7 protein-coding genes are annotated in these 15,013 nt (G+C 38.2%); 2 read left to right on the top strand and 5 right to left on the bottom strand.

The window, feature by feature from the left end:
• Nucleotides 1–75: 75 nt before the first annotated feature.
• Both RE317_RS05680 and RE317_RS05675 read left to right on the top strand, forming a co-directional pair.
• The gene (locus RE317_RS05680) at nt 76–1,728 is read left to right on the top strand and encodes an AMP-binding protein (RefSeq protein ID WP_005850772.1); all 1,653 of its coding nucleotides are present in this window, start codon (nt 76–78) and stop codon (nt 1,726–1,728) included.
• Nucleotides 1,729–1,772: 44 nt separating this feature from the next.
• Nucleotides 1,773–2,237 carry a hypothetical protein gene (locus tag RE317_RS05675; protein WP_005850774.1) on the top strand — a complete coding sequence of 155 codons (465 nt, stop codon included), beginning with the start codon at nt 1,773–1,775 and terminating at the stop codon, nt 2,235–2,237.
• Between the two features lie 313 nt (nt 2,238–2,550).
• Here RE317_RS05675 and RE317_RS05670 read toward each other — a convergent pair whose 3' ends face one another.
• The 5 genes from RE317_RS05670 to RE317_RS05650 form a co-directional block, all read right to left on the bottom strand.
• Nucleotides 2,551–4,521, bottom strand: a complete 1,971-nt coding sequence (locus tag RE317_RS05670; RefSeq protein WP_008667536.1) for a SusD/RagB family nutrient-binding outer membrane lipoprotein — start codon at nt 4,519–4,521, stop codon at nt 2,551–2,553.
• A gap of 21 nt (nt 4,522–4,542) precedes the next feature.
• Nucleotides 4,543–7,698, bottom strand: a complete 3,156-nt coding sequence (locus RE317_RS05665) for a SusC/RagA family TonB-linked outer membrane protein (RefSeq protein WP_005850778.1) — start codon at nt 7,696–7,698, stop codon at nt 4,543–4,545.
• A gap of 195 nt (nt 7,699–7,893) precedes the next feature.
• Entirely contained in the window at nt 7,894–9,087 is a 1,194-nt protein-coding gene (locus RE317_RS05660; RefSeq protein ID WP_008667520.1) for an ATP-binding protein, read from the bottom strand.
• A 227-nt stretch (nt 9,088–9,314) separates the two neighbouring features.
• On the bottom strand, nt 9,315–11,174 hold the full coding sequence (locus tag RE317_RS05655; RefSeq protein WP_005842916.1) for a SusD/RagB family nutrient-binding outer membrane lipoprotein: 1,860 nt from the start codon (nt 11,172–11,174) through the stop codon (nt 9,315–9,317).
• 35 nt (nt 11,175–11,209) lie between these two features.
• Nucleotides 11,210–14,602, bottom strand: a complete 3,393-nt coding sequence (locus RE317_RS05650) for a SusC/RagA family TonB-linked outer membrane protein (RefSeq protein ID WP_008667523.1) — start codon at nt 14,600–14,602, stop codon at nt 11,210–11,212.
• Nucleotides 14,603–15,013: the final 411 nt, after the last annotated feature.

The following is a 15,013-nucleotide window of genomic DNA, read 5'->3' as shown; positions in this document are numbered from 1 at the left end:
GATTAAAAAGACTGCGTTGTCATTGACCGCAACTATTTCTAATTTTTGGTTCTCAATTTTTAATTGAATAAGATTATGGTAGAAAAATTCTTAGAACAGACCACATTTACCTCACAAGAGGACTTTATAAAGAATTTAAAGATTAAAATCCCTGAAAATTTTAATTTTGGTTATGATATAGTAGATGCCTGGGCTGCCGAAGAACCCGATAAGAAAGCATTGTTATGGACTAATGATAAAGGGGAGCATATACAATATACTTATGCAGACTTGAAAAAGTATACGGATATGACTGCTTCTTATTTTCAGAGCCTTGGTATTGGTCATGGTGATATGGTGATGCTTATTTTAAAGCGTCGTTATGAGTTCTGGTACTCTATTATTGCCTTGCATAAGTTAGGAGCTGTGGTTATTCCTGCAACTCATCTGTTGACAAAAAAGGATATCGTATATCGTTGTAATGCTGCTGATATCAAGATGATTGTAGCTGCAGGAGAAGATGTGATAACAAAGCATATTATAGATGCCATGCCCGATTGTCCTTCAGTAAGAAAACTGGTCAGTGTAGGACCGGATATTCCGGAGGGTTTTGAAGATTTTCATAAAGGTATTGAAAAAGCTGCTCCTTTTGTCAAACCGGAACATCCCAATACGAATGAAGATACTTCATTAATGTATTTCACTTCGGGCACTACAGGCGAACCTAAGATGGTGGCACATGATTTTACATATCCTTTGGGACATATTGTAACTGCCAGTTTCTGGCATAATTTGCATCGTGACAGTCTTCATCTTACCATTGCCGATACAGGTTGGGGGAAAGCTGTCTGGGGAAAACTTTATGGACAGATGATAGCAGGAGCCAATATTTTTGTGTATGATCATGAAAAATTTACACCGGCAGATATTCTTGGAAAGATTCAGGATTATCATATCACTTCTTTATGTGCTCCTCCTACTATTTATCGTTTTTTAATTAAGGAGGATATTAGTAAATATGATCTTTCTTCTTTGGAATACTGTACTACGGCGGGAGAGGCTTTGAACTATTCTGTATATGAAACGTTCAAGAAAATCACAGGTATCCGTCTGATGGAAGGTTTTGGACAAACGGAAACTACATTGACTTTAGGTACTTTTCCTTGGATGGAGCCTAAACCCGGAAGTATGGGGGTACCTAATCCTCAATATGATATAGATTTGTTGACACACGACGGGCGTTCTGCTGAGGATGGAGAACAAGGTCAGATTGTTATTCGTACAGATAGGGGCAAACCATTGGGATTGTTCAAAGAATATTATCGTGCTTCGGAATTAACGGAAGATGCTTGGCATGATGGTATTTATTATACAGGTGATGTGGCTTGGCGTGACGAGGATGGTTATTTTTGGTTTGTAGGCCGTGCTGACGATGTGATCAAGAGTTCGGGTTATCGTATAGGCCCGTTCGAGGTGGAAAGTGCTTTGATGACCCATCCGGCTGTTGTGGAATGTGCCATTACCGGTGTGCCTGATGAAATCCGTGGTCAGGTGGTAAAGGCGACGATTGTCCTTTCTAAAACTTTTAAGGGTAAGGAAGGACCTGAGTTGGTAAAGGAGTTGCAAGATCATGTGAAGCGTGTGACTGCTCCGTACAAGTACCCGCGTGTCATAGAGTTTGTAGAAGAACTTCCAAAGACCATCAGTGGAAAGATTCGTCGTGTGGAAATCCGTGAAAAGGATAAATAATCAGTTGTGGACTGATCGGAGTTTTATTGGTAAAATAATTAAAAATGAAAAAGGTTTTACTTCTTGTGTTTTTAAGTCTGACCTGGTTGTCAGCAAGTGCGCAAGCCTTGGTTCCTATTACATGGACAGCCTATGGTCTGACTTTTGAGGCTCCAAAAGGGATTTTGGTGGAGGAGGATACAGAGGAGACTTTTCTTCTGAACAATTCCAGGTTTTATATCACCATTCAGTCTTTGGATTCGGATGGTATGACAAAAAGTGACTTGAAGAGTGTATTAAAAGACTATGCCAATGATGACGGGGTGAAAGACCAGTCGGCTGTGCAGGAGTTTGAGTTACCACAGTTTTTCGGTACTTATTTAAAAGGAAGCTGCGAAACAGATCATTGTCTTTATGCTTGTCTGATGACTAAGGCGGCAGGTAGTGGATTTTATATATCTATTATCTATAGCAAGGAAAATGAAAATATTGCCGAAAAAATACTGAAAAGTTTTACAATGGAGGAATAAACAAAAGAGCGTTAATGCTTGTTTCTTAGATAAGAAAGCGTTCAAAATTTACCAGAAAATTACTAGATTATTAATAGCAAATGAAAGGACTGGCTTCGTGAGAAGGTAGTCCTTCTTTTTTGTGTAGTTATGAATGTTTAGGGAATCTATGATTCATGTGTAATATGCTTTGCCGACATCAGAATATCAAATGATTTTGGGCCATAATAAGGGACATTCAGAAAATAATATAAGTTAGCCAACTAATTCGCAATACTTTAAGTATGCATTAGCTGGCTAACTTATTATTCTATGAATGTTTCAGGTTAAGGCATTAACGTCCGGTCCACCATAAGGGAGTGATGATATTATCTGAGCCTCCTAATAACTCTACAGCTTGTTTATAGCCTTCGGGGTCTGCATTCTCCAGACTGGAAGGATATCGCATACGCTGTGGATAAAATTCCCATTTCTGTCCGTCTTTCCAAGAATTAGGATTCCAGACATTAACCATGTCTGAACCGGTCATTGAACTTTCGTTTGCAGGAATCTCAAAGAATGGTAATCCCAAACGGCGGAAATCCGACCACATTTCCAATACCAAATACGGAGTTTGTGCAATGAATTTTTGAGTGATAATTTTAGTCAGATGGTCATTCAATGCTTTTCCATATAACGTTTTAGAAGCTGTAGGATATTCATAAGTAACAGTCTTCTGTTCCTTGCTGTATCCATCCACATAAGTCATTTGTTCAGCAGTAGGTTCAGTGGTATGATCAAATTTGACTGAAGTACCTACACGATTGTAGTTGGTGGAATTCAGATAATCATTCACATATTCGCTAACACCAAAGTATTCAAAACTAGCTTTAATACCGTTTTCATAGGCTTCTTTCGCTGTTATTCCAGTGTTCCAACCATACAATGAAGCTTCTGCTAGCAAGAAATACGTTTCCCATGCTGCAAAGAATATGCGAGATTTTCCCTTACAATAGTCTTTACCCAACATTGGAAGAGTACAGCCGGGGCCATATCCATTTGTCACCAGTTGGTTATAAGCCAAGGTTGGCGACCATCCACCACGCGAACCAGCGGGATAACCATTCCAACAACGAGTTGCATCAATCTTTATTTCTCCGGGATTATCCTTGTTAGGAATCGGATTTCCGTTTTCGTCTACTGTGTAAAGAACGAAATCTTTAGCTGTCCTGTCATTATATTTATCTATGTAGTTCTCAGCATTTTCATCATCAGGCAGACAGAATATCTTTAATGCACGCGGATCAAGATTTTCCGGCATACCATCCAGCCAATATTGTTTAGTAGGATTATCTGTATTAGCAACATAATGTCTGTCATATTTAATACCTAAATAATTAGCTGGTTTAACATAACTAGCCAAATCGGAACGTTGTTCTGTTACTTTAATACCACCTAAATTAGTCAGAAGATTGGCAACTGTTGAAGAAAGAACCTGATCGTCAAATGAACGGGTATATACTCCGGAAAAGACATCCCATCCATCATTTTCTTTTACTGCAAACATATCATCAGCCGTTAAAATCTTGTTACCTTTGGCCGCATCCTCAAATTCGGCCTGTGCAGTTGCCTTGTCGATGTTTGATAAACGCATGGCCAGACGCATACGGAGTGAATTTGCATATTTCTGCCACTTCACAGGATCATATTTTACATTGTCAAACGGGTCGCATTTGCCTTCTGCCTCAACAGGCAGGACAGAGGTGTTAATAGTTGCTGCGGCTTCTTTCAACTCCTTTAAAATGAATTCATAATCATCTTTCTCTGAGTTGAAAACAGGATTTTCCCCTAGGAAACTTTCAATAGGATAAGGTCCGAAATTATCGACAAACTCACTGATAAGATAGGCACGCCAGATACGGGCAAATTGCTTTACGTTCGGGAAAAATTCTTTTTCATGTGCAGTGGTAGTGGCCGCTTCGAGCTGGTTCTCTACTGCTGTAATAGCCAACGTAGCATTTTTAATACTGGCACTGAGATCAGGATAATAATAAGAAGATGTGTAATCATCACTATAGCGGCCTACGTTCAGAAAACTCATTTCTCCACAAATTCTGGCAGCACTAGCCCAGTTATAGACTACTATACGCTCTGCGGTACCGGGATTCATCTGTGCCTGTCCTATAGAATTATTCAATGCATATTGAGGTTTTACATATTCCTCACCGGCGGCTGTGGGATTGGTATTGACTTCATCAAAGTCAGAGCAGGAAACTAATCCGGCGCAAAAGCCAAGCCCCAAAAATAATTTATTCATTGTTTTCATTGTTCTTTTTCTTTTTTATGATTAGAAACCAAGAGTTACATTAAACAGGTAAGAACGTGATGTCGGAGCTGACGAGTTCTCCAAACCTGTTGCATTAGTGCTTGTAGCATATACTGATTCCGGATCAATACCGTCCAAATGGCTTGAAATCATCCATACATTATTTACGGTGAAACCAAGCTTAACCTGTTGGAACGGAGTCTTTTTCAACATAGATGACGGGAAACGATAACTCAAGGCGATGTTACGCAAACGGATGTTGGTTGCATCATAAATATAAGCTTCCGAAATACCGGCGCGACCTGTAGCCAAAGCTTTGTAATAACGTTCTAAAGAAACACTTTGATCATTTACCTTATAACCGTTGCCATCTTTGATAACTCCCGCTACAACGATATCCTCACGTTTACCGCCTGGAGCAGTACATTCGGCAATACCACTACGTTGCAAGTTCATATTGGTGAATGAGAAAATATCGCCACCAAAACGTCCGTCAATCAGGAAACTAAGTGTGAAGTTTTTATAATTAAATGTATTTGTCCATCCTAATAGGAAGTCAGGCTGTTGTTCACCAATCTTATGCTTGTCACTAGTGGCCTGTGGCAGTCCTGATTCATTGAGTAATAATTGTCCTTTAAATTCTCCTTCTTCTACTCGTTGATATTTGGTACCCCAGATTTCACCATAAGCACCTCCCGCAACTGCATAAACCTGTAATGCGTCAGAACCTCCTAAAGCATACTGCATACCTGGTTTTCCCGGTAATAATTCAATAATCTTACTCTTGTTCTGAGAGAAGTTCAACTGAGTATCCCAACTAAATTGAGCTGTTTCGATAGGGCGTGCATTCAACATGATTTCAATACCGGTATTTTGAATGTTACCTGCATTTACTTTCATGTTATCATAACCGGAAAGGTTATTTAAAGGAATATTCATTAACTGGCGTTTTGCGTTTGTCTTGTACCATGCAAAGTCAACTCCTAAACGGTTATTGAAGAATTTCAATTCAGCACCGGCTTCCCAAGAAGTAATCAACTCGCTGCGTACATCTGCATCGTATTTGGTTTTTCCTTGTCCGGCAGTTGTATTGCCATTAGGGTCTGAACCAATACTATATGTATTATATAACTGATATGCATCCATATCGTTACCTACTTGTGCAAAAGATGCACGTGCTTTAGCATAAGTAAACCATTCGGGCATGCCTTTGCCTACTTTACCCACCATATCACTGATCACCCATGACAATGAAACAGACGGATAGAAGAATGAACGGTTTTCTTTATTCAAAGCTGATGACCAGTCATTACGGAAAGTTGCATCCAAGAATGCCCAACCATTATAGTTGATCCCAAGAGTTCCATACAAAGAATTGATTTTTTTATGAATATAGGTTTCGGTTATTGACAAATCTTTTTTGTCACCATTGGCTAAAGAGAATAAATCGGGCGCAGTCAATTTTCCCATAGAATTATCCAAACCTGTAGATTTTCTTTCCATTAAGTTACCACCAAAAGAGAAATTACCACCAAATTTTCCAAACAATTCATCTTTATGGCCACTGATCAAAAAGCTGAAATTATTTTCGAAGAACTTTTTCTCACTAGTGCTGTAACGGCTGTTCTTATTATTAGTAGGACTTCCTGCATACAATTTCTCTTCACCCTCAGTGAAATACATATCACTACCGGCTTTGATTTCAGCATCCAGCCAATCTGTAAATTTGTACTTCAATGATCCGTTCATCAGGAAACGATTGCGGCTATCTTTATTGGGATTATAATCTTTAGACCAATAAGGGTTGATACCCCCTTTACTCCACCAGATCATTTCACCGAATTCGTCTTTGACAGGGCTGGAAAAGTCACGGATGTCAATAGTCGTAGGCATATTGAAAATAGTATAAAATGCATTATTCCCACGTGCACCACTGATAGGGCGGTTTTCTGCGAGGGTATTGATGTATTGTACTTTTGCATCAATGCTCCAACGATCATCTTTACCAAAAGTAGAAGATGCACGCAAAGTTAAGTTTGTACGGCTTAAGTTAGCACCCGGTATCATGCTGGAGTCATCCATACGATTCAATGAAGTGTAAATGGATGTTTTATCATACTGCTGCTGGAATGATATGCTTTCTGATAAGTTCACACCTGTATCAAAGAAATTTTTTACGTTATCAAAGATTTGCATATTTGCAGTTGTACCATCCCATTTTGTATAGCTTTGCCCTGTTACTTCAGGTCCCCAGCTATAGCTGTTAGTTGAGTCGAACACGCCATTCTCACCTTGTCCAAAGGCTTTTTGGCGTTTAGGGAGCATAAATGTTGTCTCAGCGGAAACTGAACCAGAGATGGTGATACCCAAACCTTCACGCTTTGTTCCTTTTTTAGTTGTAATCAAAATAACACCATTACCGGCACGAGAACCATAAAGTGCAGCAGCTGACGCACCTTTCAACACAGACATGGACTCAATATCTTCAGCATTAATATCTGAAAGTCCATTACCCATATCCAATGTCGGGTTATCAATATCATTATTACTTGCTCCTGTAAAGTTATCCATTGGCACACCATCGACAACAATTAACGGCTGGTTCAAACCTGTTACAGAATTCGCACCACGAAGCTGGATTTTGGAAGAACCGCCAGGACCATTACTTGAACGGATAATCTGGACACCTGAAACTTTACCTGTCAAAGCATTTGCGAGGTTCGTTTCACGAGCTTCAAGTAACGCGTCACCTTTTACCTCCTGCATGGCATAACCCAGTGCTTTTTTCTCACGTTTGATACCAAGAGCAGTCACTACAACTTCACCCAATGTTTGTGTGTCATCCTGTAAAGTTACATTCATGGGTTGTCCATCCCAAGGAATCTCTACTGTTTGATAACCTACAAATGAAATTTGAATGATATCCCCTTTTTTCACATTGGATAAAGAGAAGTCGCCATCAAGTCCGGTTATCGTACCATTAGTCGTACCTTTCACTACTACAGACGCACCGATAACGGTTTCACCTGTAGCATCTACTACAACTCCTGTACAAGCTCCATTTTGTTGTGTGATTTTCACATCGGCAACGCCGGGATTGGCGACCGCGTATGCTGCTCCTGTAGAGGCACCCATTAGGAACAGCAACATACTGACTGATTTTAGTCGTTTTAACATAGCTGTGATTTTTTTTAAAGTTTATTGAAAATCAAGTAATTCCGTTTCCTTAGTTCCTTCAGAACTACTCTTACAGCTATATATCTGAATATCAGTGCGTTTTATTTTTATGCCTCAAAAAGAAAAATTGTATTTAAAAGTCTATAGAAGGACTTTTAAATACAATTTTCTATCTATTTTCTACCGAAAAGAGTACTAATATAGAAAGCCGAATAACCATAATGGTATTTTATTATTTATTCCATACTCTATATCATCAGCGACAATATATGCATCAGAAAGTCCATTTATTTGTTGTTTACCTTTATGTCTACCACCGACTTCAAAAGTATAGCGTCCATCAATAAAGAAATCACTCTCTTTAGAAACGTTTATTTTGTGGCAATAACGCAATTGGTTGGCAAAAAAAGTTTCCCTGACATTTCCAATATCAATCTGACTGGCAGACAATGCATACATTAAATTAGGATTCTCCAAAAACAGTTTATCAGGTTTTTGCAAGCGGCTTATGCCGGAGCCTTCTTTTTGGAGATTCATAGTCAGACAGCTGTCATGGAGGGCATCCAGATAGGCCAGCAATGAATTACGCGAGATTCCTATCCGTTCACTTAGTTTGCTGACATTAGGAATAAAAGGCGCCGACTCTGCAATGATATATAGTAACTGCTTAATTTTAGTTGTATATGAAATATCAACCCCTCTTAATTGTGGAATCTCCAATTCCACAATCAGATTGACCACTTCATTTATTCTTGAATAATAAAGAGAGGGTAATTCATTGTAATAAGGATAATACCCATGTTTCAAATAATCAGAAAAATGTTTCAGAACTTTAACTTTGTCTACTATCCCGACAGATAATGCCAGATGATTGTCCAATATATTATTTAAAGTCAATATCGGCAATGATAGTTTTTCATTCCAGTTTAAATACTCGCGAAAAGAAAAACCTTGCATTTCATAAACAATAGCCCGCCGGCTTAAATCCGATTTGGCATTTAAGATTTCAAGCAAGGACGAACCTGTAAAGACTACATGAAGTTCAGGTAAGTCATCATAAATATTTTTCAGTTCTTGAGACCAGTTGGGGTATTTGTGTACTTCATCCAGAAACAGATATTTTCCTCCCCGCTTTACAAAATCGGAAGCTAAATCATAAAGTTTATTTTCACTGAACCAGATATTATCCACACTGGCATAAAGTACGGTTTTATCCATTGAAAGGTTCAGTTTGATATACTGCAACAATAAAGTTGTTTTTCCAACTCCCCGGGCCCCCTTTATACCGATAAGACGAGCTTCCCATTCTATCTCATTCATCAGGCTACGTACAAAAGAAGTATTCGTTATAGCCAGTTTCTTGATAAAGGATTCAAATAATCGTTCCATTTCTTCTTTTTGTTTATCACACATTACAAAAATAGTAATAAATTGTTCATCATGATAAACAAAATGAGTTTTTTTTTAAAGTTGCAGCAATAAATAATATGCTTTGCCGGTATCAGCATATCAAATGATTTTGGGATATAATAAAAAAGGAAGAGAATATATCACATAACCTCTTCCTTTTTAATTAATAAACTTGGACTATCGTCATATTTCAGACTGTTTTTTCATTAATTCAAATTAGGTCCTTCGCCAAATTGCGGATTTCCTTCATCTACCCATACACGCTGAGAGTTTAGTTTGTCAGGATCTGCATTGTCAGTACCATAAGAGAACCCTTGCGCTTTATATGCTGCAATTGTAATATCACGCATCTGATCTGTAGGAGCAGGTTCGCTTACTTTGAAACGTCTCGGAATTAATGTTGAATAATCCAATAAATCACTAAATTCCTCCCAAGGTAATAATGTACTGTTTTTCATGGGAATACCGGAACGACGTACATTTATAAACTGATCAAGAGGGCTCATTATATAGTGGATGTACTGCTGAATATATACCTTTTCCAAATCAGATTTAGTATCACCAGTTAATTTGAAAGCATCATGAGAGAGCATTTCATTAACCATGGTATCATCAATCTTAATAGTAGCATCGAGCGGGTCATTTACACAAGTACGTGAATAATAAGGAACTTGATTGAGTTCCGCTGCTTTGTCATATACATAAGCAGATAAACGACAACCTTCTGTCAGATATTCTTGAGCCGATTTAGGTGCATTAGCTCCTAATAATTTAAATTCAGCTAATAATAATTGTACTTCTGCTGCTGAGAAATAAATGCCATACCATGGGGTTATTTGAATATCTTTATCAGGTGTTACATCCGGTGCATCTGGATAAGTGAAGTCATAAATACCTTTTACTAATTCCTGATTGCGGAATGACAGCGCTTCATAATCTCTTGTTCCACCTGCGGAAGTTTTTAACTGGAACAATAAACCTGTAGGGTCAAAAATCCATTTGTTATTCTCTTCCAAGCCAGCACCAATCTTTAAAGGGGCTCCGTAATAACGTACCCATGGTTCGCCTGGACCTGTCCAGCCTTTAAATTTACCGTCTTCGATAATAGCGTTTTCGGCGATATAAGGAGGAATTTCTTTACCTTGATCCAAGAATGCTTGTATTACAGCTCCGTTAAACTCATTCTTTGTGAAGGCACTTAACAGACGTGTGTCGCGGTTGTCTTTCATAAAGTCAATTAATAAATCATGTCCGGCACCTTGAGGGAAATCATTGTTCCAGTGATTGTTTGTTCTTCCGCGATTATAAATAAAATCATCAGTTGCGGATTCTAATATACCAGCCTGATTGGCTATGACTTCATTTGCTATCTTAATGGCTCTGTTTCTGTCTTTATTAACAAGACGTGCTGCTAGCTTTAATTTTAAAGAGTTGGCGAATTTCGCCCATTTTTTGACATCGCCATTGTATATGAAATCCTGATTACCTAAGATATCGCTAATATTATTAGTCGTAAGATAGTTAATAGCCTCGTCCAATTCCTTCAACCAATAATCATATAATTCTTCCTGTGTGTCAAATTTGGGATACAATGTGCCTCCATAACGAGCCATCTCTGCTTCCGTGTATTGAAGTGAGCCATACATATCGCTATCACCCATTGCCAGAAAGACAGCTAAAGGATTACATAGATATTGAATATATCCATAACGTGCTTTATCTTCATCAGACATTTGAGAAATTTGATAACGTAAATCATTTATCATACGTAAAGTATCGTATATATTCGATCCTGTACTACCTTGCTCGGTTATCAGATTAAAACTGTCTACATTACCACTTGGGCTAACAATACACTGTCCCCAAGCACCAATACGCGGAAAATCATAATACCATGCAGAATAATCCATCGGTTCGAATTGATATAGGCATTCCGTGAATAAAAAACGGATATTAGGAGTTGAAATGTCACCTTCACTTGAGTTTATATCTTTAAACTCATCGGCACAAGAGGATAAAAGTCCTGCACCTAAAATGCATGAAGCAAATAAATATTTTAATTTCATACTAATTCAATTTTATATTGTTAAAGCATTATGCATTAGAATTCGGCATTAATAGTAAACGTATAGTTTCTAATATATGGTTCATAACCACGGATACGGAATTCTGCAGATCTATTACCACGAACACTTTCCGGGTGAACGTTATTAGGCAATGAATTATATATATAGCCTACATTGCGTGCTGCTAAACTTAAATTCAAACCTTTAGCACCAATCTTTGATGCTATGCTTTTAGGCATACGATATGACAATGTGATATCACGAAGAGCTATGTAACTTAACTCATGCACCCAGTCATCATTAACGACACCTTCGCCCCAAGAATTTCTAAACACATGATATGCACTAGCATGGGTCGGTTCGATAATACCTGCATCAATAGCTTGCTGATGGGTCATACCACTGATGTCATGTGATTTGCCATCAATACCTGTAGCTGAAGTACCCGGTGCAAACACTCCTTCTAAAATAACACCATCTTCATAGGTGATTCCATTGCTACCCCCTGCATACTGACTTGTCCAAGTCAAACCACCACTTGCCGCATCACGATATTTTAAAGACGTTTTAGTCCAGCCGGCATTTGAACCGTAACGGTTGCTATACATAGCTACTAAACCACCGATACGCATATCAAGACCTACATGTAAACTTAAATTTTTCCAGCGCAGGCTTGTTGACATAGAACCTAAAAAATCCGGTTGCATATCACCCAATTCCTGAACCACTCCACTTCTACGTTCGTATACAGCACGACGCGTATCACTGTAGTTCAACAAAACTCGCCCTTGATCGTCACGAGCAGGAAGAATATCAGTCATTAACATACCATAACTTCCACCAACTTTAGCAACAGAACCAATACGGTAGTCATAGGCGTTTACTTGACCTGCAAGTGAAATATATTCAGCTGCATCCGGATGGAGTTCTACAATCTTACTCGTATTTTTGGTCCATGTGAAATCTAGTCCCCATTCCCAATCTTCATTTTGGAAAGGAATAGTATTCAAAGCTAACTCTATACCTTGATTCTGAATATTACCAGCATTAATCAATTGTGTACTGATACCTGATACCCAAGGAGTTGCTATTTCCATTATTTGATCTTTGGTATTTTCTTTATAGTAAGTTACATCCAAATTCAGACGGTTTTTAAATGTACGGAAGTCCAAACCAATTTCCCAAGCATTTTTACGTTCCGGTTTTAAATTGGAGGCTTTCATTATTGTATTTAAAGTATTGGTATAAATATTCCCGCCATTAGGCAATTCAATTGTACCAAATCCATAAGCCTGGTTTACATAATAAGGATCGGTATCATTACCTACTTGTGCCCACGAGCCACGAACCTTAGCGAAAGAGATCCATTCGGGCAATTGCTCACGGAATGTTTCACTAATAATCCAAGAACCTGAAACTGAAGGGTAAAAATAAGAATGATTACCTGTACCATTAGCATAAACTAATGCAGAAGACCAATCATTACGTCCTGTAACATCCAAATAGACTTGATTCTTCCATCCTAAATTTAAAGCAAAAATGGCAGAAAGCATACGTTTTTCGCTTTTCAATCCACCATCGGATTTTTTAGGATTCTTTGAGTTATCAACGAACCATTGTCCAGGAACCACCATACCTCCGTCAGTATTTACAGAATATTCATATCTGCTAGTATTATAATATTCAAAGCGTGCAAAGCCACCAATATAATAATCTTTTATAGTTTTGTTCCAAGTAAACGAGCCACCAAAAGTGGTTTGTTCCTTTGTGTTTTGCCAAATTTTATAATAGCCTCCATCATTGGCATATCCGGTTCCTAATTCTTTGTTATCACCACGATTGTAGTAATAATTCATATTAGCATCAGCTTTAAATTTCAGCCAGTCGGTTATTTTCATATTAACTTCAAAAGTAGGGCGTACAACTGTTTCTTTTTGGCGATAATCATATTTATCAATTTCGAACCAATAGGTTTTACCAGGAACATTTCCATAGATGTCACCATAATCAGTACTTGCCACTCCACCATGTTCGCCGAGATATTTGTTACGGAAATATTGGGGGTCATAATTGGGAGTCCATGTTCCGTTTACGAAATTTTCACCGATATTGCGTGCTGCATTTCTTGGCGTTGAATTAGAAAAATTCACAGAAGCTGCAACATCTACCCAATCATTTAATTTATGTGTTGCTTTTACCAAGAAAGAATAACGCTCAAATGTATTATTCGGAGTAGTGGATTCAGCATGTTTATAAGACATGGAAGCATAGAATGTGGTTTTGTCATTACCACCATGAATAGCTAGATTTGTATTGGTGTTGAAACCTATTTGATACATATCCAACATATTATTTTTATGTGGGGAATAAGTAGTCATTGTACCGTCATAATTTTCAATTTGACTACCGTCATATTTAGGACCAAATCCAGTTCCCCAAGTTCCAATTAAGGTATGTTGTCCAGCTGAGTTCACTTGGAATTGTGTTGGTTGCCAGATATTACCATCACCATCTGCGTCATAACGTCCTACATACGGACCATCACCATAGACAGTCTGAATATCTGGAGTTTTATATGCATGGTCGATACCGAATGTTTGAGAGAAACTGATACCTAATCCACTACCACCCTTGCCACTTTTAGTAGTAATTACAACAGCACCATTCAAACCACGAGAACCATAGAGTGCAGTCGCTGCGGCACCTTTTAAAACAGAAACTGTTTCAAAATCATCAGGATTTAGATTTTTCAATTCATTACCATAGTCACTGGAATTACTCCCCCAGTTCAAGTCATCATTACCAGATACATTATTATCCAGTATAACACCGTCTACTACATAAATAGGCTGGTTGTTATTGCCCATCGTGGAAGCACCACGGATTTGAATTTTGGCTGCGCCAAAGATACCACCATCTGAACTGGAAATTTCAACACCTGCTACTTTTCCTTGTAATGCAGTAACCGGAGAAATGGTGTTGGCTGCTTTCAATTCATCACCCCTTACTTCGGTAACGGCATAACCCAGCGCCTTTTCCTCACGTTTCAATCCTAGAGCGGTTACAACTACCTCACCCAACAATTGAGTATCATCTTTCAAAAGAACATCTAGAGGTTTCCCGGTCCATTTTATTTCTTGAGTAGCATAACCAACGAAAGAGATAACAATGATATCCCCTTCCTTTACATTACTTAAAGAGAAGTCACCGTCAAGCCCTGTGATAGTACCATTCGTAGTCCCTTTCACTACTACAGATGCACCGATAACACCTTCTCCCGTAGCATCCTTGACGATACCCGTACATGTCCCTGTCTGTTGTGTGATTTTCACATCGGTAACGCCGGGATTGGCGACCGCGTATGCTGCTCCTGTAGAGGCACCCATTAGGAACAGCAACATACTGACTGATTTTAGTCGTTTTAACATAGCTGTGATTTTTTTTAAAGTTTATTGAAAATCAAGTAATTCCGTTTCATTAGTTCCTTCAGAACTACTCTTACAGCTATTGTGTTGATATTCAATGTAGTTGAATATGATAACGACAAAAAGAAATTTCCATTTAAAGCCGTTAAAACAAACTTTAAATGGAAATTTTCTACTTCATTTCTACCCAAATCACTACTTTGCACAAAGAAATAAGGGAGTATTACATTCCGTAAAAGAATGAGAACTTTCAATAATTGATGGGAAAGTTTTTCATCTTACAAATGAAAACAGCATCGGCTCATTGTTTTAGAAAGTCCTTATCTTTTTCAAGAAGAATCAACTCTTTACTTACATATAAATAATATTTGCAAAATAATTCTATGTATAGTCCTGAAGGTCAAAATAAAACAA

Source organism: Phocaeicola sp. GP0067, assembly GCF_031119655.1.
Taxonomy (GTDB): Bacteria; Bacteroidota; Bacteroidia; order Bacteroidales; family Bacteroidaceae; genus Phocaeicola; species Phocaeicola vulgatus.
Note: the sequence above shows the minus strand (reverse complement) of the source record. Positions and strands in the feature narration are given on the sequence as shown.

Coding starts and splice junctions, on each gene's coding strand:
- RE317_RS05680 (WP_005850772.1), top strand. CDS start 76: ATGGTAGAAAAATTCTTAGAACAGACCACATTTACCTCACAAGAGGAC.
- RE317_RS05675 (WP_005850774.1), top strand. CDS start 1,773: ATGAAAAAGGTTTTACTTCTTGTGTTTTTAAGTCTGACCTGGTTGTCA.
- RE317_RS05670 (WP_008667536.1), bottom strand. CDS start 4,521: ATGAAAACAATGAATAAATTATTTTTGGGGCTTGGCTTTTGCGCCGGA.
- RE317_RS05665 (WP_005850778.1), bottom strand. CDS start 7,698: ATGTTAAAACGACTAAAATCAGTCAGTATGTTGCTGTTCCTAATGGGT.
- RE317_RS05660 (WP_008667520.1), bottom strand. CDS start 9,087: ATGGAACGATTATTTGAATCCTTTATCAAGAAACTGGCTATAACGAAT.
- RE317_RS05655 (WP_005842916.1), bottom strand. CDS start 11,174: ATGAAATTAAAATATTTATTTGCTTCATGCATTTTAGGTGCAGGACTT.
- RE317_RS05650 (WP_008667523.1), bottom strand. CDS start 14,602: ATGTTAAAACGACTAAAATCAGTCAGTATGTTGCTGTTCCTAATGGGT.